Genomic DNA, 23,482 nt, shown 5'->3' with positions numbered 1-23,482 from the left:
CCTTAAATTACTGCGTATGTTACGCAATGTTCTAATATCGGGTAATTTTTCACTACCCTACTTATTCAACTTCTCTATATTAGCATCATATGAAAATTATTACAAATATTTTAATCGTACTCTGTCACATATTATTCACAATAAAATGGCTGTAATTCATTACAACCACTCACTTTATTAACTCATTCATTTGTTTATAAATTTATTTTTTCGTTATAATAATTCGTTAATTATTGTTTCAAGTTTCATCCCTCTGCTCGCTTTAAATAATACAGTCGTATGCGCATTGAGCATACCTTTTAGATGATTTGTAAGTGCCTCTTTCGTATCGAAGTGCTGAACTGTCGTAAAGGTCTCTGCCGCTTTTGAAATATGACGTGCAGCATTACCTGTTGTAAACACATAGTCGATTTGTTTATCTTGTAAATATGCACCAACTTGTTCATGATACATGACTTCATCTTCTCCAAGCTCGAGTACATCACCGAACACGATGATCTTCACTTCACTATCCATCTGTGATACCGTATCAATTGCGGCTTTCATACTCGTTGGGCTCGCATTGTATGCATCGTTGATAAGCAACGCACCGTCTCTGCCCTCAAGTTGTTCCATGCGCATTCCTGTAAGCTCCAGCTGCTGTAAACTATGATTGATTTGTTCTGAGGACAACCCTAGATAACTGCCGATTGCAATGGCTATTGTTGCATTACGCGCATTATGGCTTCCTAAAGTCGGAACAATGTATGTATCATCATTTACTTTAAATTGTACATGCTTATCTTGCATTATCATTTCATGGATATAATATTCATTGTCTTCATTAAATCCTATGCGGTGTGCATCTTTATTATCTTTTACTAATGGTTTTAAGAGCACTTCATCACCATCATAGAATAATGGCCCTTTCAATCCATCCGTTATTTCATACTTTGCCTTGGCAATGCCCTCTCTTGAACCAAGATCCCTCATATGGCTTTCGCCGATATTAGTTATTGCGGCAATATGTGGCTCTGCAATATGAGATAGCAATGAAATTTCTCCGAATCCAGACATTCCCATTTCCAAAATAGAAATCTCTGTATCTTCATCGAGCTGGCATAACGTTAATGGTAATCCAATCTCATTATTATAATTGCCTTGTGTCTTCTTCACTTTGAAGTGAGGTGTCAAGACCGCTTCAATCATATCCTTAGTCGTCGTCTTACCATTACTACCTGTTACTGCAATAACTTTAGGATCAACTTCCTTTAAGTAAGCTTTCGATAATTGCTGAAGTGCAGTCAGTGTATCTTCCACCACAATTACCGGAAGGTCTCTTGGTATTTCTCCTGCACCACGCTGCCATAATGCGGCATGAGCCCCTTTGTCGATAGCGTCTGCTACATATTTATGTCCATCCACATGTTCTCCTTTAAAAGGAATAAACAGTACACCTTGATCAATATTTCTAGAGTCGATTGACACTCCAGAGATCATTACTTCTTGATACATCGCATCTAACGTACCTGTAGTATGCGTTTTTATCCAATTTAACGATCGATTTATCATAATTATCAGTCCATTTTATATTTAATATTTTTCTTGTCGTTATATCTTTCTTTCGCAAGATTGATTAAGTCGGTGATTAATTCACTATAGCTCTTACCCATATTCTCCCAAAGCAGCGGGTACATGCTGAACTTCGTGAATCCTGGCATCGCATTCGTTTCATTAATATAAATCTTGTCATCCTCAGTAAGGAAGAAGTCTGCACGTACGAGCCCCGAGCAGTCCGTTGCTTTGAATGCTTCAACCGCCATATTTCTTAGTGCTGATTGAATCTCTTCTGAGATATCAGCCGGAATTTGAAGCTTTACTTTGCCATCTTTATATTTCGACTTATAATCATAGAACTCTACATCTTTGACAACTTCTCCAGGTAATGTTGTCTCTGGTGTATCATTCCCTAGGACCGCAACTTCTACTTCACGCGCGTTAACGCCTTGTTCAATTACTAGCTTTCTATCAAATTGCAACGCTTCTTCGATACCTTGAATCAATGTTTTACTATCTGTACATTTAGATATGCCGACAGAAGAACCTAGATTTGCAGGTTTCACGAATACAGGATAAGTTAACTTTCCTTCTACTAGTGAAATAATATTATCCTTATGTGCCTCGTACTCACTCTTTAAGAAACTCACATAAGGTAACTGTGGTAACCCTCGTGTTGCGAACAGTTGTTTCATCACAAGTTTATCCATAGAACTTGAAGCGGCAAGAACGCCATTACCAACATAAGGGATATCCAGCACTTCAAATAATCCTTGAATTGTCCCATCTTCACCGTTTGGTCCGTGCAATAAAGGAAAGACTGCGTCATATGCTTTTCCTGTTGATGAAATATTCAACATTTCTGAAATTGACAAACGTTCTACATGAGATAATCTTAAACGCTCACTATCCTCTATTGTCTCAGAGATTTCAGGTCCTTTTAACCATTCACCATCATTTGTGATATATATTGTATCTATTGAATATTTGTCCTTATCCATCGCATTGATCACAGATTGTGCAGTTAATAATGACACATCATGCTCCGCACTTTTTCCTCCATAGATGATGCAAATATGTTCTTTTGCCATATGTATTCCTCCAAACTGTTAATAACATAATATTATCATGATATAATGATACATGCACATTATTTCATGTGACACAAAATTACCTTAAACTCGGGTAACTTATCTATATATACTTTCAGATGATTTATGTATAATAAAATTTATAATTATTTATGGTAAGGAGTAATCGCATGCCAACAAATAAGACTCGCAATAAACCAAAACGTTCGTGGATTGAAAGAATTGATTGGTGGCTTATTATATTAATATTGGGTTTCTTTACAGTCAGCCTAGTAATTATCTCTTCTGCTATGACAGGTCAGCAGTATGGGACAAACTTTGCACTTAGACAAGTCTTTTATTATTCATTAGGATTTGCCCTCGCACTCTCAATCATGTTTATACATCCAAAAACAATAAAGAAGTGGACTTTCTTTATTTATTTACTAGGAAATATCGCTTTATTAGGCCTGCTGATTCTACCAGAATCTTCATTTACCCCTGTGATCAATGGTGCAAAAAGTTGGTACGTATTTTTTGATAAGCTTAGCTTACAGCCTTCTGAATTTATGAAGATCATACTCATGCTGACATTAAGCAAAGTAGTATATGATCATAATCGATTTACATATTACAAGTCATTTCAGACGGACCTCATATTACTTCTTAAAATAGGATTAACCGCAATGATTCCAATGATACTTATATTATTACAGAACGACCTTGGAACAATGCTTGTGTTGCTCGCTATCATACTTGGTATCATCATCGTCTCTGGTGTGACTTGGAAAATACTCGCACCTTTTCTTATTACGGTTTCATTGCTCGGTGTCTCTATTATTATGATGATTATCTATAAACCATCACTTATCGAGAAAGTTCTTGGTATACAGACGTATCAGCTCGGCCGAATCAACTCATGGTTAAATCCTGCTCAGTATAGTGACGGGGAAGGATTTCACTTAATGGAATCCTTGAAAGCGATAGGTTCTGGTGGATTGTTTGGTAAAGGTTATAAAGGCGGAGAAGTGTATATCCCCGAAAATCATACGGACTTCATTTTCTCAATTATCGGAGAAGAGTTTGGGTTTATCGGTTCCATTATAGTTTTAATATTGTTTTTAGCACTGTTTACACATCTCGTACGCTTAGCTCAAATTACAGTCTCACCATTTTCATCAATATTCCTTGTTGGATTTATCAGTATGATTGCCTTTCACGTATTCCAGAACGTCGGCATGACGATACAAGTTGTACCGATAACAGGAATCCCATTACCATTTATCAGTTATGGGGGAAGTTCTTTATGGGCCCTCATGTGTGGCATTGGCGTTACATTAGCTATTTATTACCACTCTAACCCCGAACAACTGAAGAAGTTAAAATCAAAATAAAAACAAGCGTTCAGAATTGAACGCTTGTTTTTATTCTATTATGTACTATTTCAACTTTGCAGGTGCAACATTTGGTAATGTACGCATTACCTCAAAACGGGACTTAGTCTTTGAGATATTTACACCTAGTGAAGAAAGCAGAGTGACAACACTTTTAATCTTTTCTTGCGATTGTTTCATAAAAATCACTCCAATCCATTTGTTAATACTAGTGTAACCGAAATCATTATCGCTGACCATAGGCCTATAGTCTTATTTATGTTAATTTATCGATAACTTTATGAATTATTTGTTAAATATTACAATGGCACTCTACGTACCATGCTTCTGTCTATTCATGTATAATAGATTTAATTAGGAGGGGTTATATTGGAGCAGTTATCACAAATTGATTACTCACAAATTTTCTCAATTTTATTTTTTGTAGGATTCATCTTTAACATCTTTTTAGCTTTCGTCATCATCTTTTTTGAACGAAGACAAGCCGGCTCTACGTGGGCATGGCTACTTGTACTATTTTTCTTACCTATCATCGGATTCATCCTTTATCTATTGTTCGGTCGTCAAATCAACCATCAGACCATATTCACTTTAAATGATGAAGACCGATTAGATCTAGAACGTATTGTCAGTGCCCAGCGTACAGCTATAGACAATGGTAATATAGAAGTGCGTTCTGGAGAAATTATTAAACATAGTCATATCATCAGAATGTTGCTGCACAACTATGCCTCTTTTCTAACCACTGATAATAAGGTGGAAATCTTAACAGATGGCAGAAAGAAATTTGATGCTTTATTAAATGATATTCATAACGCAACAGATCATATTCATATTCAGTACTATATCTTCAAAAAGGATGGTATCGGTCTAGAAATCCTCAATGCACTGATGAAGAAGCTTGAAGAAGGTGTAGAAGTGAAGATGCTCTATGATGATATCGGTTCAAGAACTTTGTCTCTCTCCAGATTCAAGCAGTTCAAAAAACTGGGTGGGCAAGTAGAATCCTTCTTTCCTTCTAAATTACCGCTTATTAACTTTAGAATGAATAATCGAAATCACCGTAAGATTGTCGTAATCGACGGTAAAATAGGCTATATCGGCGGGTTTAATGTCGGTGATGAATACCTGGGTCTGGATAAAAAATTTGGTTACTGGCGTGATACGCATCTCAGAGTAGAAGGCGATGCAGTAAATGCCTTACAGCTCCGTTTTATGATGGACTGGAATTCACAGATTACCCGTGACTTCATGTCTTATGACAAGAAGTACTTTCCAGATGTAACAAGCAAAGGTGATATCGGCATTCAGATTGTATCAAGCGGACCGGATTCCTCTGCTCAACATATAAAAAACGGATATCTTAAAATGATTACATCCGCAAAAAAATCCATATATATTCAGTCTCCCTACTTCATCCCTGATACGTCATTACTCGATGCATTAAAAATTGCTGCAATGACTGGTGTAGAAGTTAATATCATGATTCCAAATAAACCTGACCATCCGTTTGTATATTGGGCTACATATTCAAACGTCGGTGAACTTCTCAATGTCGGTTGTAATATCTTCATTTATGAGAATGGCTTTATTCACACAAAGATGCTCCTCATCGATGACGAAGTTGCAAGCGTCGGAACTGCCAACATGGACTTTAGAAGCTTTGAATTAAATTTTGAAGTGAATGCCTTTATATACGATGATATCGTAGCCAAAGAATTGCGAAAATCATTTGAAGACGATGTACACGTTTCTTCGCAACTCACCAAAGAAATTTATGATCAGCGTGTCCTCCTTATTCGTGTGAAAGAAGCAATTGCGCGACTGCTTTCTCCAATATTATAGGGGGCAGTTCAAGTCCCACATCTATTATATAAATCCAAACTTGCATAACATAAAATCTAGAGTAATCTTTGCAAAGAATAAGCTATGTACAACAAGATCGATTGAAACAGTATGTGTCTGTTGTCTCGTAAGTTCAAAATGGCATCTAATTCCCATCTGCTGCACCCGCTTACAAAAAAGAAAGGATTTTTCACAATATGAAAAGCAATATAATTGAAATTACCGAAGAATTTGTGAAAGGTATACACAAACATGATTCATCAGGCCATGACTTCGCGCATATCAATCGTGTAAGAAAGCTTGCACTGTATATTGGAAAGCGAGAAGGCGCAGATCTATTTATCGTAGAAATGGCTGCACTTTTGCATGATACCGTTGACGAGAAACTGTTCAATGAACAATCTTCCTGGGAAAGACTTGATCACTTTTATACAACAATTGGATTGAGTGATGCACATATAGCACAAATCAATCATATTTTGTGCTATATGAGTTTTAAAGGTGGCGCTAATGAAGGTAAACTGAAGTCACTTGAAGGATTTGTCGTACAGGATGCTGACCGTATTGATGCACTCGGTGCAATCGGTATCGCACGCACATTTATGTTTGCAGGTAAATTTGGAGAAGCAATGTATGATCCAGAGACTAAGCCACGTGAAGATTTAAGCAATTATAGAACACCTGGTACTGCCATCAATCATTTTTATGAAAAACTTTTTAAACTCATCCATCTTATGAATACTGAAACTGGAAGGCAGATTGCACAGTCACGTAATGATTACATGCAGCAGTTTATCGATATATTTTTACAGGAATGGTACGGAGAGAAATTATAAAGAAATACCGGACAATACTGATAATCAGTACGGTCCGGTATTTTTATTTAAGTTATATTACATTATCTTCTTTTCTTCTTTTTTGAAGATACAACTTGTGTATTCTTTGGTTGTTTCGTACGCTCATTCTCTTCGTGCGCTTCGATTAATGGTGCAATTTCTTCGTGCACTTTCTTCTTGTAGAACTTGTTTCCTAACCAAGTCTGTAACACTAAGAATGCTCCACCTACAGCCCAATATAATGGTAATGCTGCAGGAGAAATGGCTGACATCCAGACAATCATAATTGGCGAGATAAACATCATCATACGCATCTGTGCTTTTTGTTCTTCTGGTATGTTCTGCATAGAAACGTAAGCTTGTAATGCGTATACAATACCTGCGATAACTGTCATCGCGATATCCGTCTTCGTTAACTCAAACCATAAGAAATTCGGATACTGCGTGATGCCACCTTCAGTTGGATACTTCAATACATAGAATAATCCAGTGACGATTGGCAATTGAATTAATAATGGTAAACATCCCATGTTTAATGGGTTAATACCATTTTCTTTGTATAATGCCATCATTTCCTGGTTTGCTTCCATCTTCTCTTCTTGCGTGCGCGCACGCTTTACTCGTTCTTGAATCTCTGTCATCTGCGGCTTGATTAAAGCCATTTTCTCACGCATAACGCTTTGGTTCTTATATGTTTTCATCATAAATGGGAAGAGCGCTAAACGTACGATTAATGTAATCGCAATAATCGCAAGTCCGTAGTTATGTCCCATATGCGCCCCTAACCAGTGAATTAACTGGTCTAAAGGATGCACAAATGTATCATAGAAAAATCCATTACGGTTTGATTCTTTTGAATAGTCACAGCCAGATAAAATTATCGCTGCAGTAAATACTAGGAGCCATATCGACTTCTTTTTCATTTTTTCACCTCATAATATTATTCACATAGAGGTTATTTTATCATAAATCTAGGTATACATAAACAAAAACCATGATATTTTACTTTTTACTTATAATACTGTAAGTAATCTGTAACAACTTGCTTAATATCACTGCTTCTTGTAATAGATGAAATGGTAGAGATACCATCTGCTCCTGAAGCGATAATCATTTCACAGTTACTACTTGTTATTCCACCAATTGCTACAATTGGAATGTCTTCATCATGTAGACGCATCTTACGTATCAGTTCAATACCACCGGGCTTTTTCGCATCACTCTTACTACTTGTTTCATATACAGGACCGACACCTATATAGTCCACATGTGTTAAATCTGACTGATCATACTCTTCAAAATTACCGACAGACAATCCTATGATTTTTCCGTGGAAGTCATCGATGATATTTTCTATCTTTTCATCACCCTGTCCAAGATGAATACCGTCTGCATCAATTGATTTAGCAAGTGCAACATCGTCATTGACGATAAATGGAACTTTATAGTCTTTACATAGCTTAAATAAACGTTCAGCAAGTAGTTGTTTCTCTTGCCCCACCTTTGCTTTCGGACCTTTCTCTCTAAACTGAAACATTGTAATTCCTGCTTCAAGCGCTTCCTTTAGCACACGTTCTAAGTCACCGTCAGGAACGTCAGAAGTCCCTGCAATGAAATATACATGAAGCATCTCTCTTTTAAACATAAGCTACACTTCTTTCACACGTGATTCCTTTGCTATATCATCTTGTTGAATTAAATAGAGCTGATCTATTAAATTCACAGCAAAATGTCCTGGCAAGGTCCCATTAGCACTGTGCTCAGCACGTTCTGCCGCAATCGTATAAGTCGCAATTGCTTCTGTTAATAATGCTAATGAAGGTTTAGTTTCATTATATATGAAACTTGCAACAACTGCTCCTAATAAACATCCTCCTCCTGTGACTTTCGTCAGGAGCGGTGTCCCATTTTCCACTAAAGCGATTTGTCCATCCTGACAGATTGCATCAACCGCACCGGTTACGATAATCGCAGTATTGAACTTATCATATGCTCTTCGCGCAACGCTTTCAGTCGATAGCGATTGATCTGCATCTGTCCCTTTCATTGTGGCATCTTCTGTTAATGCTGCAAGCTCTGACGCATTCCCACGAATGACACTAATATGATGCTCGTTCAGCAATTTTAAGCAGAAGTCTTTACGAAACTTAGATGCACCACAAGCGACAGGATCAAGTACGATAGGTACATGATGTTTATTTGCAAATGCAGCCGCTTGTAACATGTTTTCCTTATCCCCTTCTTCAATTGATCCTATATTGATTAGTAACGCACCAGCATACGCTAAAAACTCATCCATTTCTTGACGTTCTGTCGCCATCGCAGGGCTTGCACCAAGTGCGAGCAGGCCGTTCGCTGTAAAGTTTTTGACGACATCATTCGTAATACAGATGATCAACGGGTTGTCTTTACGAAGTTGAGTGAGTTTTGTCATTATTCAACCTCCTGAAACTTAAAGTGATTTACTGGGCCCTGGCCATGACCAATTCCAGGAGTGTACTTAATGGCCATATCCATATAGCGCTTCGCTAATCGCACAGCATCTTCTATACTCTTCCCTTTGGCAAGTTCTGCTGTGATAACAGCTGAATAAGTACAGCCCGTGCCATGTGTGTGCTTCGTATTATAACGTTCTCCAGGCAAAGTAATTAATCCCGTCTTTGTGAAGAGATAGTCAGTCGCATCTCCCTTTAAGTGTCCACCTTTGATAAGCACGCTTCGAGAACCAATTTCATCGATAAATATTTTTCCTGCACGTAAGATATCTTCTTCCGTTTCCACCTTCATTCCAACAATTTTCTCTAGCTCAGGGATATTTGGTGTCACCACCGTCGCAATATCCAGTAACTTCGTGCGTACGGCGTTCTGTCCGTTCTCATCGAGCAACAAATCTCCACTTTTAGCCACCATCACTGGATCGATGACATATGGGACGTTATAACGTTCTATATACGGTCTCACCACGTCCATCACTGCGCTTGTTGCTAACATTCCTGTTTTTACTGCATCCGGAACAATGTCTGAATATACACTTTCAAGTTGCTTCTGTATAACATCCACAGGCTGATTAAAGACATCCTGCACACCTAATGTATTTTGTGCAACAATACTTGTTATTACACTCATCCCGTATACGCCGCGTGACTGAAAGACTTTCAAGTCTACTGTCGTTCCGGCACCTCCTGTAGGATCGGTTCCGGCAATCGATAATGCTGTTTTCATCAATAACCCTCCCATGTTTCAATGTTATAGGACATATTAAAGAAGCGCTTCTCATGAATACAGCTTTCAACAAAGTTCTTTCTTAATATATTTAGTTCTTCATCAGAAGCTGTTTCACTGAACTCATCTACCCAGCGATCTAAATGACCGATAAGCTCATGCATATTTGTACAATAAAAGTCGACCCAAGGTTTTAGCGGATTACCTTCCAGGTCATTACGTTCAGCAATCTTTAGTGCCAGCTGCTGATAGACATATGGACAAGGTGCCATCGCACATATTGTAAAGCTCGCATCACTATAGCGGTAGGCATTGTAATACATATGCTTAATATAATGATCACTTGATGGATACCATTCTCCTTCTTCAATCACTGTCTTATAATCAACACTTGCATAGTCTGCTAATGTATAGTGAGCATCCACTTCACCATTCATAACAAAATCGATTTGGCCGAGTAAGAACTGAATTCCTTCTCTATCATTTAGTTTCGGAATAAGTAGGCTATATATCTTTGCAAACTCGTTTAAATATAAACTATCTGCCTTTAAGTAATGTTTTACTGCTTCTTTCTTTAGATTCCCATGAATAATACCTTGAATAAATGGATCATTATAAATCGATTCAATAATCGGTTCTACTTCTTTTTTCAACTGTCTCGTAAACACGTTATCCCTCCTAAAAATAAAAACCTATCTCCTAATAGGAAATAGGTTAAATACACATAACGGGTACTTAGCACAACATTCCTACGCCGGCATTATCCGGATCAGGTGAAGGGTTCGGCAAAAGCCGTCTCAGCGCAAGGCACCCCTAGTGTGTATATTAATATTAGTGTAACGAAGTTAATGGATTAATGCAAAAAAAGAACTTCAAAGTGAATACACCTTAAAGTTCTAATATCGTTACTATAAACGTGCCCCACATACTGGCCACGGCTGCGCACCGCGCATATTGTATAAAATTTGAGCACGTTTCGTTTGCTCTGCTGCAGAAGCTTGGTGTGGATAACCACTTCCACCGACACCACGCCATGTCTGTAAATTGAACTGATACATTCCATAGTATCCATTTCCTGTATTAATTGATGGATTGCCACCAGATTCACATCTTGCTAATGCTGCCCAGTTTAATCCGTTGTTCACACGAACAGCCGGTGCTTGTGTCCTTGTCGTAGTCACACGCTTTGTCGTCGATGCCTTATAAACAGTCTGTCTTACTGGTGCTTGGTATGCTGACTTAGCAACAGCACGTTTAACTGGTGCTTGATATGCTGTTCTTGTAACGGGTGCAGCTGCTACAGCCGGTCCATTAACCTTCAATGTACGTCCAGCAATAATTAAATCTGAATGCAAACCATTCCATGCTTTAAGCTGCGCAACAGATACACCGTAACGTGATGCAACCTTGCCCAAAGTATCTCCAGGAACGATGCGGTAATATGAACCTGTAGTTACAGGTGCTGTGTATGCAGATTTATATGTTGATTTATAAGTATTTCGTTTTGTTGTATTCTCATTAATATTTAATACTTGATTCACATGAATTAAGTTAGATCTCAATCCATTCTCATGCTTTAATGCTTGAACTGACGTCCCATAGATTTGAGAGATTTTCCATAAAGAATCCCCACTTTTTACTCTATATTGTGCTGCATCCGCTTGAGTCGCTGCAAATGTTCCACCTACTGCAAATACTGTCGTTACCGCTAAAAGTTTTTTCATCTGGAAAAGTCCTCCTAAAGATTATCTACAATTTTAATACGTTAACTACATTAAAATTTCATATTTCATAGGTTACAACAATATAAAAGATTAAGTGTTATGTTAAATTTCTGACTAATTAATACGCCGTTGACCACTGAGAAGCTCCAGCAGTTTGATATAATATTCTTGCACGTTTCCATTGTTCTTCAACTGAAGCATTTGCAGGATTTCCTGTTCCACCTACAGATGCCCATGTTGATGGTGAAAATTGGAATAATCCGTAGTATCCAGATGCATTAACAGCATTAGGGTTGCCACCTGATTCACGTTGTGCGATAACGCGTAAATGTGCATCCATTGATGAATTTCCAGCAGGAGCTGCTTGCTGTACTGGCTTTTGTGCTGCTTGTTGGACCGGTGCTTGCTCTACTGGCTTTTGTGCTACTTGTTGGACCGGTGCTTGCTCTACTGGCTTTTGTGCCACTGGTTGCGCTACTTGCTCTTGTGCTACTTGTTGGACTGGTTGCTCTACTGGTTGTTGTGCTGCCGGTTTAGCTGTTTGCTCTGGGGCTTTGACGACCGGTGCTTGATACGCCACTGGTTGTTGTACAGTTACTGGTGCTTGCTGAGCAGCTGTTTGCGTAACGATTTGTCTTTTTTCCTCTTTATCAACAACAATCAGTTTACCTACTTTAAGATTTTTATTTGTTTCAATATTGTTCCATCTCTTTAAATCTGCAACTTTAGTATCAAACTTTTTAGCGATCTTCTCTAAAGTGTCTCCTTTTTGGACTTCATATTTACCTTTAACTAACACTTCTAATTTTTGATTCGGTAAGATGATATCTGATTCTATTTTGTTAATTTTTTTAATTCTTTCAACTGTAGTGTCATATTTATCTGCGATTGACCAAAGTGACTCCCCATAAGTTACTGTATGTTCTTTTGCATCTGCCTGTGCTGAAATTCCTGTAGCTAAAATTGCCATTCCTGTAAGTGCAGTAATTTTTTTCATTGTGAGTGTTGCCTCCGATAATTTTCTTAATTTATATTAATAATTATATTTGTCTTTTATTGAATGATATAAATTTAACACGTATTGATATTTCTTTGGTTACAGGAAGATGATTTATAATTACAAATATATTACAAAAGCATATCAATTTAACATCGAACCCCCCAGTAGCGTTCAGCACAGCGCTACTGGGGGGTATGGGGTGTATTTGAATGAGGTTTAAATGTGAGTAATGAAATGGTGTTAAAATGGTGTACTGGAGTCTGTTACATCTGATACAGATGTATTTTCTGTTTGATTGCTGTCTTCTTGAAGCTCTTCTTCACTTTCAGCTGACACATCTTTTTGATCTTCATTGTTTGTTGCAACTTTAATAATCTCATCTGCCTGAGCAGCATATTCACTCGGTGTCTTTTCTTCTCCACCTTCTATACCAAAAAGTTTACTATTCCATCGTTCTTCTGCAGTAGACTGAATAAGCTGCTCTGTACCTTTCACAATAAGATTCTGAGCTACTTTATCTTTAATTTCATCCGGTAAGCTGTTCCATACAGCATCCGACCTTGATTCATTCTTCTCTGCTTTATTTGCTCCGATATTTGGTAGAAACTTAATATTTTCAACTAAAATTTCAGTAGAATAATGCGTCTTTCCTTCTTTCTCGTAACGATTGCTATGGAATTGACCTGTTATACAAACAAAACTTCCTTTACTACAATATCTTCCTATATTTACAGCGGTCTTGTTAAATGCTTTGCACATCAAAAAATCCGTCGAACGCTCACCATTTTTAGAAACTCCTCGGTCAACTGCTAAAGAAAAAGTAGCGATAGTCGTATTATTTGCTACTTGTCGTAACGATGGATCCTTTACTAAGCGTCCAGCTACAATCGCTTTGTTTATCACATCTTCACCTCCTTTCCCATAAACTATAGAGCAAAAATTAAACTTTGAAAAACTGCAGTAATTTAAAAATTGTATAGAAATCTATATAATTTTTTAAAAACTGAGCAAATATATTAAAAAACATCTTAAAATTAACTTAATTTTTTAAATATTGTAATTTGAAAAATTTATTCAAAGAATTATAATAGATAATGGAGGGATATACATGAAAACGTTCAAAGCAATTCGATTTCAGCTCGTTGAAGATGAAGCGATTAAGGAATACACGTTGTATGATGGGGTAATAATAAACAAAGAAAATAGCGGGACAGGTTGGCTACTTGAAATATTGATCGATGAAATTCATCTGGAGACGATGGAAACCTATATGCACAACGAAACTATTCTTGATACACGTATAGTTATTACCCGTGCCTCCAATGACCCTGCAATGTTTGAATCTACAATTAAGGACATTCAGAAGTTGAATGATAAGATTTCTGTAATCTTCGAATGCCATATTTACACGTTGAGACAGACATATGCAGAAAAGTTATTAGAGCAATTGGTAAACGAAGGTTTATCTGGCCAGGCTCTAATTAAAGCATTTAATAGAAAGATGCAGTCAAAACCAAAATTAAAAGATGAAAATGAATAATAAATAAACACCCGAACGATACAGAAATACCATCGCTCGGGTGTTTTTATTTTACTGTTCTAACTAACCTACTTGTCGATAATCGCAAAGCTGATTTCACAGCTACAAGCGAGCTTATCTCCGACTTTCGCCGTAGCGGTACCTTTACCAATAGGACCTTTAACACGTGTCATCTCAACGGATAACGTTAACGTATCTCCAGGCGTGACTTGAGATTTAAAACGACACTTATCAATCCCTGTAAACATTGCAAGTTTTCCTTGATTCTCTTCTAGTTTCAACATTGCAACTGCACCGACTTGTGCCAGTGCTTCTACTATAAGAACACCAGGCATTACTGCGTATTCAGGAAAATGTCCTTGAAAGAAAGGTTCATTACCGCTTACTTGTTTAATTCCCGTACAACGTTTACCCTCTTCCAGTTCGGTAATACGATCGATTAATAAAAATGGATAACGATGTGGAATAATCTTCTTAATTTCATCAAAAGACAATAAAGTTTCCATTAGCTGTCACTCCCAGTAAGTTCTTTAAGATGTTGCCATGTAGAAGGTTTAAATATATCAATCGGTGAGTGGAGAATGCCATATCCAATCATCATTCCAACTATAAATAGTACAATCATTAATGCAAATATAATGGATAGTGTAATATAAATTGGAACAGTACGGTGAACAACTTCTGTTTCTCCGATTTTACTGACCTTTTGTTTATAAATAGGCTGTTTAAAGTTCATAATGCATACGCTCCTAGGCTTTGATTAATTGTTTTGTATCACCTGTGCGTTCGATTTCTGCGCCAAGATTGCGAAGCTTCTTATGGAAATCAACATAGCCTCGGTCCAGGTGATGCAGTGCAGTTACTTTAGTATAGCCTTTTGCAATAAGACCTGCAAGAACAAGTGCGGCGCCACTTCGTAAATCCGTAGCAGCAACATCGGCTCCTTGTAATGTACTATTGCTAATATAAGCAATTCGCTTATCCACTTTAATTTGAGCATTCATTTTCTGGAACTCTGTCGCATGCATAAAGCGATTTTCAAACACAGTCTCGTTAACACTACTATTACCTTCTAGTGATAACATGAGCGCCATCATCTGAGCCTGCATATCCGTGGGAAAGCCAGGGTGCGGCATTGTCTTGATATCAATTGCTTTAAGATTCTGTTCTACAGACAGATGAATTCCTCTCGTATCAATCTCAATATGGCATCCAGCTTCTTTCAGCTTTGCAATAAGTGCATGCATATGCTCATATATTGCACCTTCAACATACACATCACCACGTGTGATTGCTGCAGCTACTAGGAAAGTTCCCGCCTCAATGCGGTCAGGAATAATCTCATGCTTCGCTCCCGTCAATGTCTCTACACCATATACGGTAATCGTATCTGTACCAGCACCTTGAACGTTAGCACCCATCTGATTTAAATAGTTTGCGAGATCTACAATCTCTGGTTCACGCGCGACATTACCAATAACAGTCTTTCCTTCTGCTAAAACAGCAGCCATTAAGATATTTTGCGTCGCTCCGACACTCGGAAAATCCAGGTAAATATCGGCACCTTTCAGTCTGTCTTTAACAGTACCAACTAAATAACCGTTTTTCTGCTCAATAATTGCTCCTAATGCTTCTAACCCTTTAAGATGTAACTCAATAGGTCTTGAACCAATCGCACATCCTCCAGGCATCGCAACTTCCGCATACCCAAACCTTGCAAGCAATGGTCCAAGCACAAGTACACTGGCACGCATCTTACTTACAAATTCATATGCAGCTTGTGTTGAAAGTTCACCACGTGCATCAACTACTACTTTATTTTGTTCAATATTTTTTTCTACTTTTGCATTTAACCCTTCTAATACTGCTGAGATTGTATCTACATCAGACAAAGCAGGTACATTCATAAATTCACTAACGCCTTCAGACGCTAACAATGATGCTGTCATGATAGGCAATACAGCATTTTTTGCTCCTTCGACTTTTACGCGCCCTGATAATCTGTGTCCGCCTTTTACTATAATTGTATCCATTATTTCCTCCGAATTTCTTAACTTATCTATACAAGTATTTTATACCATTTACCCTACAATTACATCATTTATACATTAAAATAATATAAATATCTGATTTGTATATTTAATCAAGTCAATGAGAAAATTAGTGATAAGATAACCTAAAGACATACTTAAACCGATAAAGAGCATCTGAATCTCTTTAGTACGGTTCTCTTTAAACCACTGCTCTGTTCTTACTGCCTGCAAACTATTAAATACAACTCCCGTAATCCCAATATAAAGTACTATATATGTTAAAGCATAAACATTCATAAGCTACTCCTATGTAAAAAAGGAGCAAGACAATTGTCTCACTCCTTTATTTATTATCTAAACTTCGCGACTTCAATACGGTTAATCGCGCGGTGCAATGCACGTTCTGCACGATGGAAATCAACATGTGCTGCTTTATCTTCATTAAGACGTGCTTCTGCACGCTTTAATGATTCCTTTGCACGCTCAATATCAATTCCCTCTGCTTGTTCTGCAGCTTGTACTAACACCGATACTTGTTGTGGACGAATTTCAGCAAATCCTTCAGTTACAGCAATGTAGTCTTTATCATTGCCTGACTTCGTCACACGAACAGCACCAATCTTAAGTGGTGCGACTGTAGGAATATGTCCAGCCATCACACCCATTTCACCTGACTCAGTCTGTAGAACAATTAATTCAGCTTCAGTTTCTGAGTATATTGATCCATTAGGAGTGACTATTTCAATTGCTAATTTATTCATAGTTTCTTCCTCCTATGTTTATACTTCTACACCCATGCCTTTAGCTTGCTCTAAAACTGCTTCAATGCCACCTACTAAACGGAAAGCATCTTCAGGAATATGGTCATATTTACCTTCTAGAATTGCTTTGAAGTCCTGAACCGTTTGTTTAACTGGTACGTAAGATCCTTTTTGACCTGTAAACTGTTCAGCAACGTGGAAGTTTTGTGATAAGAAGAACTGTATACGACGTGCACGTGAAACAGTCTTTTTATCTTCGTCAGATAATTCATCCATACCTAAGATTGCAATGATATCTTGTAGTTCACGATACTTCTGTAATGTTGCTTGTACTTGACGTGCAACTTCGTAATGCTCTTCACCAACAACGGCAGGCGTTAATGCACGAGATGTTGACGCTAATGGGTCAACCGCTGGGTAGATACCCATCTCAGTTAATTTACGTTCTAAGTTCGTTGTTGCATCTAAGTGAGCGAATGCAGTCGCTGGCGCCGGGTCAGTGTAGTCATCGGCTGGTACGAATACCGCTTGAATCGATGTAACTGATCCTACGTTTGTTGAAGTGATACGCTCTTGTAATTGTCCCATTTCAGTTGCAAGTGTTGGTTGGTAACCAACGGCTGATGGCATACGTCCTAAAAGGGCAGATACCTCTGAACCTGCTTGCGTAAAACGGAAAATGTTATCGATGAATAATAATACGTCCTGACCTTGTTCGTCACGGAAATATTCAGCCATTGTTAAACCAGATAATGCTACACGCATACGTGCACCTGGTGGCTCGTTCATTTGTCCGAATACCATGGCTGTTTTCTTAATAACACCTGAATCGCTCATTTCGTGGAATAAGTCGTTCCCTTCACGTGTTCTCTCACCAACTCCAGCGAATACTGAAATACCACCGTGTTCCTGAGCGATGTTGTTGATTAATTCTTGAATTAATACTGTTTTACCTACACCGGCACCACCGAATAGACCGATTTTACCACCTTTGATATATGGTGCTAATAAGTCTACTACTTTAATACCAGTTTCCAAAATTTCAACTTTCGTTGATAACTCTTCGAATTTAGGTGCTTGTCTATGAATTGGATCACGACGTACAGTACCATCTAATTCAGGTTCTAAGTCAATCTTTTCTCCTAATACGTTAAATACGCGACCTAATGTTGCGTCACCAACTGGTACAGAAATCGGTGCGCCAGTATCAGTGACTTGCGCTCCACGTTGTACACCGTCAGTAGAGCTCATTGCGATTGTACGTACTGCATCATCACCTAAATGAAGGGCAACTTCTAATGTTAACTTTGTAGTGTTACCTTCTCCACGTTCGATATCTAAAGTTAAGGCATTGTTTAACGCTGGTAATTGACCATGTTCAAAGCGAACGTCAATAACCGGACCCATAACTTGGATTACGTGACCTACTGCCATGTTTATTCCTCCTAAGTGTTATTCTAATGCGGCTGCTCCACCAACAATTTCAGTAATTTGCTGAGTAATCGCGGCTTGTCTCGCACGGTTATATTGTAATGATAAATCATCGATTAGTTCTTTTGCGTTATCTGTTGCATTCTTCATTGCAGTCATACGTGAAGCATGTTCACTTGCTTTACCGTCTAAGATAGCACCGTAAATCAGACTTTCTGCATATTGTGGAAGAATGACTTCTAAAATTGCATCTTTGTCTGGTTCAAATTCATAGTTAGAGAGTTTCGATTCTCCTGAAACCTCTTCCTTAGATATTGGTAAGATCTTACGTTCATGAACTTCTTGCTCAAGTACGCTGATAAAATGACTATAATGCATATAAAGTTCGTCATATTCTCCAGTTTCAAAACGAGATACTGCTGTGTGAGTAATATCTTTAATAGATTTGAAAGATGGTTGATCTGATAATCCAATAATTTGGCCTTCAACGTTATAGTCTCTAGCACGTAAGAAATCATACCCTACTCGGCCGATAACTAATATGCCGTATTCAGCTGGATTATTATTATGACGTTCCTGAATTTTTTGCGTTACACTTTTTAAAATGTTTGCATTGTATGGACCTGCAAGGCCTTTATCACAAGTTATGACTAAGTAACCTGTCTTTTTCACCGGACGTTTTTGAAGCATTGGATGGTTTGCATCTGAGTTACTTCCGCCAATAGAGGTAACTGCATCCTGCATCTTCTCCATATATGGATAGAAGCTTTTTGCATTCTCTTCAGCACGACGTAATTTAGAGTTTGAAACCATGTGCATTGCCTTAGTGATTTGACTTGTTTTCTTAGTCGAATTAATACGGCCTTTTATGTCTCTTAATGAAGCCATTTTGTCACCACCTTATGATTAATTTCCCGTTCTATACTTCAGACTTGTTGAAGATTTTCTTGAATGCATTAATTGCCTCTACGAATACTTCATCAGCCGGTAAGCCTTTCGTTTCGCGAATTTCCTGGTAAATATGTGGTGCGTTTGAACCCACCCAGCCTAGGAATTCATCTTCAAAGCGTGTAATATCCTGAACCGGAATATCATCTAAGTGACCTTTAGTTAATGCATACAGAATCGTAACTTGCTTATCTACTGTTAATGGTTTGTTCTGGTCTTGTTTTAAAACTTCAACCGTACGTTTACCACGTTCTAATTTCGCTTTCGTTGCTGGGTCTAAGTCAGAACCAAATTGTGCGAATGACTCTAGTTCACGGTAAGAAGCTAAGTCAAGACGTAGTGTCCCCGCTACTTTCTTCATCGCTTTAATTTGTGCTGATCCACCAACACGTGAAACTGAAAGTCCCGCATTGATTGCAGGACGAACACCTGAGAAGAATAAATCTGATTGTAAGAAGATTTGTCCGTCAGTGATTGAGATTACGTTTGTTGGTACGTAGGCTGAGATATCCCCTGCTTGTGTTTCAACGAATGGTAATGCAGTAATAGAACCGCCACCTAAACTATCGTTTAATTTCGCAGCACGCTCTAACAGACGGCTATGTAAGTAGAATACATCCCCTGGATATGCTTCACGACCTGGCGGACGACGTAATAATAAAGATAATTCACGGTAAGCTGCTGCTTGTTTCGTTAAATCATCATATACGATTAATACGTGTTTACCGTTAAACATAAATTCTTCAGCCATTGCTACACCCGCATATGGTGAGATGTATAATAATGGTGCTGGTTGTGATGCAGATGCAGATACAACGATTGTATAATCTAATGCACCATGTGCACGTAATGTTTCAACAGCAGTACGTACTGTAGATTCTTTTTGACCAATTGCAACGTACACACAGATCATATCTTCGTCCTTTTGGTTAAGGATTGTATCGATTGCTACTGTAGTTTTACCTGTTTGACGGTCACCGATAATTAACTCACGTTGACCACGACCGATTGGTACTAATGCATCAATCGCTTTAATACCTGTTTGTAAAGGTTCATCTACTGATTTACGATCCATTACACCAGTTGCTGGTGATTCAATTGGACGTGTTTTTGTTGTGTTAAGTGGTCCGCGACCATCGATTGGTTGACCTAATGGGTTTACAACGCGACCGATTAATTCTTCACCTACAGGTACTTCCATGATACGACCTGTACGTTTAACTTCGTCGCCTTCTTTAATATCTGTGAAAGGTCCTAAAATTACGACCCCTACGTTGTTCTCTTCTAAATTTTGTGCAAGACCTAATACACCGTTATGGAACTCAACAAGTTCTCCAGCCATAACGTTGTTTAAACCATGTACTAATGCGATACCGTCACCGACCTGGATAACTGTACCTACATCCGTTACTGTCATACCAGACTCGTAATTTTCAATCTGTGATTTAAGTAACGCACTGATTTCTTCAGCTTTGATGGCCATTTATGTCACTCCTCTTAAGAAATTATTGTTTGTGAAACGATTTTTCAAGTTGTGTTAGTTCATTTGCAACAGAGCCATCATAAACAGTCGTACCAATTGTTGCACGTATACCACCGATTAGAGTGCTGTTTACTACGTTTTCAATTAATAACTTTTTGTAGCCTGTACGTTTAATGAACGCTTTTCCGATTTTATCAAGCTCTTCACTTGATAATGCATATACTGATTCAACTTTCATGTATTGCTGATTATTAAACTTGTTATAGTGTTCTGTGTAATAATCTGCAATTTCAGGTAATAGTGCAAGCTGCTGCTTATCTGCAAGAATGCTTAATAAGTTTTGTAATGGCTTGTCCACACCTTTAAATGTTGCCTCTACGAATGCATTTCTCTTCTCACTTGATACTTTAGGATCTTCAGCAAATAAAAAGAATGCTTTGCTTCCTGTTACAGCTTTTTTAATTTCACCAAGATCTTGACGTACACTTTCATGTACACCTTGTGCTTGTGCTACTTCAAAAAGACTTTGTGCATATTTATCCTGGACGATAGCCATTATTTATCGCCTGCCTCTTCGATAAACTCTCTTACTAATTGTTTTTGATCTTGTTCATTGATTTCTTTGTTAATCACTTTTTGAGCAATTAGTACTGATAATTCAGCAACACGATCATTGATGTCTGCAATCGCACGTTGTTTTTCGTTTTCAATTTCTACTTGTGCATCGCTAACAATTTTGTTTGCACGCATATTTGCTTCATGAACAATTTCTTCTTGCTGTGTTTTCGCTTGTTTCTTAGCATCTTCCATAATGACAGATACTTCTTGTTGTGTTTTAGCTAATAACGCTTTATTTTCTTCAGCGTAATGCTTAGCTTCTTCGTTTTGACGTTTCGCATTGTCAAGGTCAGCTGTAATCCCTGCTTGACGTTCGTCCATAATGTTCTTTAATGGTCCCCATGCGAATTTGCTTAATAAGAATAGCAATAGTGCAAATAATACTAATGTATATGCCGCTGTTCCCCACTGTACGCCAGTGTGCTCAGCTGCTTGACCTAATAATAAGAAATCCAAGTATAACGCTCCTTTCATCGCACTTTTCATAAATGAATGGCGAAATCAGAACGACTTCGCCTTTAACGAGTTATATTTTATAATTAACGGTTCATTACCATGAATGCTACTACTACTGCGATGATAGGAAGGGCCTCAACTAAACCTACACCGATGAACATGATAGTCATTAATGGACCACGTGCTTCTGGTTGACGTGCTACACCTTCAACTGTACGAGATACGATTAATCCGTTACCAATACCTGCTCCTAATGCTGCTAAACCAATTGCGATTGCTGCTGCTAATAAATTCATTAATAATTTCCTCCTAAAGAAATATGATAGTTTTTTAAATTTTTATATTAATGGTCGTCTGACACTTTATGTGACATATAAACCATTGATAACATTACAAAGATATAGGCTTGAATTGAACCTACAAAAATTGAGAAACCTTGCCAGATAAGAGTTGGAATTGCTGCACCTAGCATGCCAGCTGCTCCAGCTGTACCTAGCGTTGCAAGTAATCCGAGCAATACTTCACCTGCGAAAATGTTACCATAAAGACGCAGACCAAGCGTTAAAGTTGATGAAAATTCTTCGATGATTTTAAATGGCACCATAAACCATACTGGTTGAGCAAAACTCTTTAAGTAATTACCAGTACCGCGCATCTTAACACCATAGAAATGTGTTAATAGCACCATCAGTGTAGAAAGTGTTAATGTAACTGTCGGGTCTGCTGTTGGAGATTTCCACCATAATGTGTGACCATTAATAATTGCAAATGGTAACCCCAGCATATTTGCAACAAAGATAAATAATAACAATGTTACAGCCAGGAAATGAAAACGCCCACCTTTATTCCACGCCATGTTACTGTTGATAATTCCTCTTGTAAAGTCAAAAATCCATTCAATAAAGTTCTGTTTACCGTGAGGTCTTACACTTAAATTTCGTGTAAAGAACATCGCTATTAAAAAAACGATTGCTGCTGTCACCGTAAGCATCAACATCGATGAAAGATCAAATATCATTTCATGACCGAATAAATCAAGACTATAGAGGGGTGATACGTGTCCCATTACTTCACCTCTTCCATATATGTATTATTTTTTCAAACTGTTAACAGAATGTACGATAATCATAACATACGTTAACATCAGGCCGAGTGCGATTCCAAGCAAATTAATGCTTTGCGGAAATCTTACCCAGAAGAGGCATGCCATGACCGCTATTAAAAAGCGAATCCCCATACCACTCGAAACATAGAGCACATCACTATTGATTGCTCGCAATAAATTGTGATGCCAGACAAAACTACTGATTGCCGAAGCAATTGTACCAATGATCAATCCTAATATGAAGCTATTTCTATAGAAAATATAAATAATAGCAAGTAGAATTATCAAGCACAAAAAATACTTTAGATACAAGTTGAAAAATGTCTTAAATTCTGACATATCAGGATAAACTCCTTAGAAAAAGTTTTCACATGAATGAAAACAGTTTCATTCCTAATTTATGATAATATAGGGCAAAATATGTGTCAATGCTATGTGAAAAACTTAAAAATTAAAGTTTCACTAAATGTTCACAAATTA

At 37.8% G+C, this 23,482-nt stretch carries 29 protein-coding genes and 1 riboswitch; of the genes, 4 read left to right on the top strand and 25 right to left on the bottom strand.

Features of this window, described 5'->3' with window-relative positions:
* Window positions 1–213 precede the first annotated feature (213 nt).
* Together ACZ2V4_RS07445 and ACZ2V4_RS07440 are read right to left on the bottom strand one after the other, a co-directional pair.
* Entirely contained in the window at window positions 214–1,551 is a 1,338-nt protein-coding gene (locus ACZ2V4_RS07445) for a UDP-N-acetylmuramoyl-tripeptide--D-alanyl-D-alanine ligase (protein ID WP_490514679.1), read from the bottom strand.
* A 5-nt stretch (window positions 1,552–1,556) separates the two neighbouring features.
* Window positions 1,557–2,627: a D-alanine--D-alanine ligase gene (locus ACZ2V4_RS07440; protein WP_490514678.1), complete on the bottom strand. Its 1,071-nt coding sequence runs from the start codon at window positions 2,625–2,627 to the stop codon at window positions 1,557–1,559.
* 170 nt (window positions 2,628–2,797) lie between these two features.
* Between ACZ2V4_RS07440 and ACZ2V4_RS07435 the strand changes: the two genes are divergently transcribed.
* A complete protein-coding gene (locus ACZ2V4_RS07435) occupies window positions 2,798–4,000 on the top strand; it encodes an FtsW/RodA/SpoVE family cell cycle protein (protein ID WP_283722625.1) in 1,203 nt (400 codons plus the stop codon).
* Window positions 4,001–4,045: 45 nt separating this feature from the next.
* Here ACZ2V4_RS07435 and ACZ2V4_RS07430 read toward each other — a convergent pair whose 3' ends face one another.
* The gene (locus ACZ2V4_RS07430) at window positions 4,046–4,180 is read right to left on the bottom strand and encodes an Lmo0850 family protein (protein ID WP_256447893.1); all 135 of its coding nucleotides are present in this window, start codon (window positions 4,178–4,180) and stop codon (window positions 4,046–4,048) included.
* Between the two features lie 189 nt (window positions 4,181–4,369).
* On the opposite strand from ACZ2V4_RS07430, the gene cls reads away from it, so the two are divergent.
* Window positions 4,370–5,845, top strand: a complete 1,476-nt coding sequence (gene cls / locus ACZ2V4_RS07425; protein ID WP_241427461.1) for a cardiolipin synthase — start codon at window positions 4,370–4,372, stop codon at window positions 5,843–5,845.
* Between the two features lie 24 nt (window positions 5,846–5,869).
* On the opposite strand, the gene ACZ2V4_RS07420 is transcribed toward cls, so the two are convergent.
* Window positions 5,870–6,001 (bottom strand): hypothetical protein, encoded by a 132-nt coding sequence (locus ACZ2V4_RS07420; protein ID WP_257886427.1) that lies wholly within the window; start codon window positions 5,999–6,001, stop codon window positions 5,870–5,872.
* A 41-nt stretch (window positions 6,002–6,042) separates the two neighbouring features.
* Here ACZ2V4_RS07420 and ACZ2V4_RS07415 point away from each other — a divergent pair, with 41 nt between their 5' ends.
* Complete coding sequence (locus tag ACZ2V4_RS07415; protein ID WP_219493152.1) at window positions 6,043–6,681, top strand: HD domain-containing protein; 639 nt, start codon at window positions 6,043–6,045, stop codon at window positions 6,679–6,681.
* Between the two features lie 62 nt (window positions 6,682–6,743).
* Here the strand turns inward: ACZ2V4_RS07415 and yidC are convergent, their stop codons facing one another.
* From yidC to ACZ2V4_RS07375, 8 genes are all read right to left on the bottom strand, one after another.
* A complete protein-coding gene (yidC, locus tag ACZ2V4_RS07410; RefSeq protein WP_219493153.1) occupies window positions 6,744–7,604 on the bottom strand; it encodes a membrane protein insertase YidC in 861 nt (286 codons plus the stop codon).
* 86 nt (window positions 7,605–7,690) lie between these two features.
* On the bottom strand, window positions 7,691–8,326 hold the full coding sequence (gene thiE, locus ACZ2V4_RS07405) for a thiamine phosphate synthase (protein ID WP_490514677.1): 636 nt from the start codon (window positions 8,324–8,326) through the stop codon (window positions 7,691–7,693).
* Between the two features lie 3 nt (window positions 8,327–8,329).
* On the bottom strand, window positions 8,330–9,115 hold the full coding sequence (thiM, locus tag ACZ2V4_RS07400) for a hydroxyethylthiazole kinase (protein WP_219493157.1): 786 nt from the start codon (window positions 9,113–9,115) through the stop codon (window positions 8,330–8,332).
* The gene (thiD, locus tag ACZ2V4_RS07395) at window positions 9,115–9,903 is read right to left on the bottom strand and encodes a bifunctional hydroxymethylpyrimidine kinase/phosphomethylpyrimidine kinase (RefSeq protein WP_490514676.1); all 789 of its coding nucleotides are present in this window, start codon (window positions 9,901–9,903) and stop codon (window positions 9,115–9,117) included. The genes thiM and thiD overlap by 1 nt, the downstream gene beginning before the upstream one ends.
* Window positions 9,903–10,571, bottom strand: a complete 669-nt coding sequence (gene tenA / locus ACZ2V4_RS07390) for a thiaminase II (protein ID WP_490514675.1) — start codon at window positions 10,569–10,571, stop codon at window positions 9,903–9,905. The genes thiD and tenA overlap by 1 nt, the downstream gene beginning before the upstream one ends.
* Before the next feature lie 60 nt (window positions 10,572–10,631).
* A riboswitch (TPP riboswitch) is annotated at window positions 10,632–10,728 on the bottom strand.
* A gap of 83 nt (window positions 10,729–10,811) precedes the next feature.
* Window positions 10,812–11,627 (bottom strand): LysM peptidoglycan-binding domain-containing protein, encoded by an 816-nt coding sequence (locus ACZ2V4_RS07385; protein WP_283722185.1) that lies wholly within the window; start codon window positions 11,625–11,627, stop codon window positions 10,812–10,814.
* A gap of 118 nt (window positions 11,628–11,745) precedes the next feature.
* Window positions 11,746–12,624: a transglycosylase family protein gene (locus tag ACZ2V4_RS07380; protein ID WP_490514674.1), complete on the bottom strand. Its 879-nt coding sequence runs from the start codon at window positions 12,622–12,624 to the stop codon at window positions 11,746–11,748.
* 243 nt (window positions 12,625–12,867) lie between these two features.
* Window positions 12,868–13,530, bottom strand: a complete 663-nt coding sequence (locus ACZ2V4_RS07375; RefSeq protein ID WP_490514673.1) for a single-stranded DNA-binding protein — start codon at window positions 13,528–13,530, stop codon at window positions 12,868–12,870.
* 205 nt (window positions 13,531–13,735) lie between these two features.
* On the opposite strand from ACZ2V4_RS07375, the gene ACZ2V4_RS07370 reads away from it, so the two are divergent.
* Window positions 13,736–14,167 carry a YwpF-like family protein gene (locus ACZ2V4_RS07370; RefSeq protein ID WP_219493164.1) on the top strand — a complete coding sequence of 144 codons (432 nt, stop codon included), beginning with the start codon at window positions 13,736–13,738 and terminating at the stop codon, window positions 14,165–14,167.
* A gap of 68 nt (window positions 14,168–14,235) precedes the next feature.
* Here the strand turns inward: ACZ2V4_RS07370 and fabZ are convergent, their stop codons facing one another.
* The 13 genes from fabZ to ACZ2V4_RS07305 all read right to left on the bottom strand — a co-directional run bounded on the left by fabZ (window position 14,236) and on the right by ACZ2V4_RS07305 (window position 23,341).
* A complete protein-coding gene (fabZ, locus tag ACZ2V4_RS07365; RefSeq protein ID WP_219493165.1) occupies window positions 14,236–14,673 on the bottom strand; it encodes a 3-hydroxyacyl-ACP dehydratase FabZ in 438 nt (145 codons plus the stop codon).
* A complete protein-coding gene (locus ACZ2V4_RS07360; RefSeq protein ID WP_458620263.1) occupies window positions 14,673–14,903 on the bottom strand; it encodes a DNA-directed RNA polymerase subunit beta in 231 nt (76 codons plus the stop codon). Before ACZ2V4_RS07360 ends, fabZ begins: the two co-directional genes overlap by 1 nt.
* A gap of 13 nt (window positions 14,904–14,916) precedes the next feature.
* A complete protein-coding gene (gene murA, locus ACZ2V4_RS07355) occupies window positions 14,917–16,200 on the bottom strand; it encodes a UDP-N-acetylglucosamine 1-carboxyvinyltransferase (protein WP_283722187.1) in 1,284 nt (427 codons plus the stop codon).
* 75 nt (window positions 16,201–16,275) lie between these two features.
* Window positions 16,276–16,497 (bottom strand): DUF1146 domain-containing protein, encoded by a 222-nt coding sequence (locus ACZ2V4_RS07350; RefSeq protein ID WP_219493168.1) that lies wholly within the window; start codon window positions 16,495–16,497, stop codon window positions 16,276–16,278.
* Between the two features lie 53 nt (window positions 16,498–16,550).
* The gene (locus tag ACZ2V4_RS07345; protein WP_219493170.1) at window positions 16,551–16,961 is read right to left on the bottom strand and encodes a F0F1 ATP synthase subunit epsilon; all 411 of its coding nucleotides are present in this window, start codon (window positions 16,959–16,961) and stop codon (window positions 16,551–16,553) included.
* A gap of 18 nt (window positions 16,962–16,979) precedes the next feature.
* A complete protein-coding gene (gene atpD, locus ACZ2V4_RS07340; protein WP_015912256.1) occupies window positions 16,980–18,395 on the bottom strand; it encodes a F0F1 ATP synthase subunit beta in 1,416 nt (471 codons plus the stop codon).
* An 18-nt stretch (window positions 18,396–18,413) separates the two neighbouring features.
* On the bottom strand, window positions 18,414–19,280 hold the full coding sequence (gene atpG, locus ACZ2V4_RS07335; RefSeq protein ID WP_219493172.1) for an ATP synthase F1 subunit gamma: 867 nt from the start codon (window positions 19,278–19,280) through the stop codon (window positions 18,414–18,416).
* Between the two features lie 31 nt (window positions 19,281–19,311).
* Entirely contained in the window at window positions 19,312–20,823 is a 1,512-nt protein-coding gene (atpA, locus tag ACZ2V4_RS07330) for a F0F1 ATP synthase subunit alpha (protein ID WP_219493174.1), read from the bottom strand.
* Window positions 20,824–20,845: 22 nt separating this feature from the next.
* Complete coding sequence (atpH, locus tag ACZ2V4_RS07325; protein WP_219493176.1) at window positions 20,846–21,379, bottom strand: ATP synthase F1 subunit delta; 534 nt, start codon at window positions 21,377–21,379, stop codon at window positions 20,846–20,848.
* Window positions 21,379–21,915, bottom strand: coding sequence for a F0F1 ATP synthase subunit B (locus ACZ2V4_RS07320; RefSeq protein WP_219493178.1), 537 nt, complete (start codon window positions 21,913–21,915; stop codon window positions 21,379–21,381). Before ACZ2V4_RS07320 ends, atpH begins: the two co-directional genes overlap by 1 nt.
* Window positions 21,916–21,980: 65 nt before the next feature.
* Window positions 21,981–22,193 carry a F0F1 ATP synthase subunit C gene (gene atpE / locus ACZ2V4_RS07315; RefSeq protein ID WP_041636195.1) on the bottom strand — a complete coding sequence of 71 codons (213 nt, stop codon included), beginning with the start codon at window positions 22,191–22,193 and terminating at the stop codon, window positions 21,981–21,983.
* Window positions 22,194–22,240: 47 nt separating this feature from the next.
* The gene (atpB, locus tag ACZ2V4_RS07310; protein WP_219493179.1) at window positions 22,241–22,963 is read right to left on the bottom strand and encodes a F0F1 ATP synthase subunit A; all 723 of its coding nucleotides are present in this window, start codon (window positions 22,961–22,963) and stop codon (window positions 22,241–22,243) included.
* A 24-nt stretch (window positions 22,964–22,987) separates the two neighbouring features.
* Complete coding sequence (locus ACZ2V4_RS07305; protein ID WP_219493181.1) at window positions 22,988–23,341, bottom strand: ATP synthase subunit I; 354 nt, start codon at window positions 23,339–23,341, stop codon at window positions 22,988–22,990.
* Window positions 23,342–23,482 lie beyond the last annotated feature (141 nt).

The organism is Macrococcus sp. CoH-51_TC_04, from assembly GCF_058188655.1.
Note: the sequence above shows the minus strand (reverse complement) of the source record. Positions and strands in the feature narration are given on the sequence as shown.

Excerpts from the sequence above, each read along its gene's own strand:
- ACZ2V4_RS07445 (WP_490514679.1), bottom strand. The coding sequence starts at position 1,551 with ATGATAAATCGATCGTTAAATTGGATAAAAACGCATACTACAGGTACG.
- ACZ2V4_RS07440 (WP_490514678.1), bottom strand. The coding sequence starts at position 2,627 with ATGGCAAAAGAACATATTTGCATCATCTATGGAGGAAAAAGTGCGGAG.
- ACZ2V4_RS07435 (WP_283722625.1), top strand. The coding sequence starts at position 2,798 with ATGCCAACAAATAAGACTCGCAATAAACCAAAACGTTCGTGGATTGAA.
- ACZ2V4_RS07430 (WP_256447893.1), bottom strand. The coding sequence starts at position 4,180 with ATGAAACAATCGCAAGAAAAGATTAAAAGTGTTGTCACTCTGCTTTCT.
- ACZ2V4_RS07420 (WP_257886427.1), bottom strand. The coding sequence starts at position 6,001 with ATGGGAATTAGATGCCATTTTGAACTTACGAGACAACAGACACATACT.
- ACZ2V4_RS07415 (WP_219493152.1), top strand. The coding sequence starts at position 6,043 with ATGAAAAGCAATATAATTGAAATTACCGAAGAATTTGTGAAAGGTATA.
- yidC (WP_219493153.1), bottom strand. The coding sequence starts at position 7,604 with ATGAAAAAGAAGTCGATATGGCTCCTAGTATTTACTGCAGCGATAATT.
- thiE (WP_490514677.1), bottom strand. The coding sequence starts at position 8,326 with ATGTTTAAAAGAGAGATGCTTCATGTATATTTCATTGCAGGGACTTCT.
- thiM (WP_219493157.1), bottom strand. The coding sequence starts at position 9,115 with ATGACAAAACTCACTCAACTTCGTAAAGACAACCCGTTGATCATCTGT.
- thiD (WP_490514676.1), bottom strand. The coding sequence starts at position 9,903 with ATGAAAACAGCATTATCGATTGCCGGAACCGATCCTACAGGAGGTGCC.
- ACZ2V4_RS07385 (WP_283722185.1), bottom strand. The coding sequence starts at position 11,627 with ATGAAAAAACTTTTAGCGGTAACGACAGTATTTGCAGTAGGTGGAACA.
- ACZ2V4_RS07380 (WP_490514674.1), bottom strand. The coding sequence starts at position 12,624 with ATGAAAAAAATTACTGCACTTACAGGAATGGCAATTTTAGCTACAGGA.
- ACZ2V4_RS07370 (WP_219493164.1), top strand. The coding sequence starts at position 13,736 with ATGAAAACGTTCAAAGCAATTCGATTTCAGCTCGTTGAAGATGAAGCG.
- fabZ (WP_219493165.1), bottom strand. The coding sequence starts at position 14,673 with ATGGAAACTTTATTGTCTTTTGATGAAATTAAGAAGATTATTCCACAT.
- ACZ2V4_RS07360 (WP_458620263.1), bottom strand. The coding sequence starts at position 14,903 with ATGAACTTTAAACAGCCTATTTATAAACAAAAGGTCAGTAAAATCGGA.
- murA (WP_283722187.1), bottom strand. The coding sequence starts at position 16,200 with ATGGATACAATTATAGTAAAAGGCGGACACAGATTATCAGGGCGCGTA.
- ACZ2V4_RS07350 (WP_219493168.1), bottom strand. The coding sequence starts at position 16,497 with ATGAATGTTTATGCTTTAACATATATAGTACTTTATATTGGGATTACG.
- ACZ2V4_RS07345 (WP_219493170.1), bottom strand. The coding sequence starts at position 16,961 with ATGAATAAATTAGCAATTGAAATAGTCACTCCTAATGGATCAATATAC.
- atpD (WP_015912256.1), bottom strand. The coding sequence starts at position 18,395 with ATGGCAGTAGGTCACGTAATCCAAGTTATGGGTCCGGTTATTGACGTT.
- atpG (WP_219493172.1), bottom strand. The coding sequence starts at position 19,280 with ATGGCTTCATTAAGAGACATAAAAGGCCGTATTAATTCGACTAAGAAA.
- atpA (WP_219493174.1), bottom strand. The coding sequence starts at position 20,823 with ATGGCCATCAAAGCTGAAGAAATCAGTGCGTTACTTAAATCACAGATT.
- atpH (WP_219493176.1), bottom strand. The coding sequence starts at position 21,379 with ATGGCTATCGTCCAGGATAAATATGCACAAAGTCTTTTTGAAGTAGCA.
- ACZ2V4_RS07320 (WP_219493178.1), bottom strand. The coding sequence starts at position 21,915 with ATGAAAGGAGCGTTATACTTGGATTTCTTATTATTAGGTCAAGCAGCT.
- atpE (WP_041636195.1), bottom strand. The coding sequence starts at position 22,193 with ATGAATTTATTAGCAGCAGCAATCGCAATTGGTTTAGCAGCATTAGGA.
- atpB (WP_219493179.1), bottom strand. The coding sequence starts at position 22,963 with ATGGGACACGTATCACCCCTCTATAGTCTTGATTTATTCGGTCATGAA.
- ACZ2V4_RS07305 (WP_219493181.1), bottom strand. The coding sequence starts at position 23,341 with ATGTCAGAATTTAAGACATTTTTCAACTTGTATCTAAAGTATTTTTTG.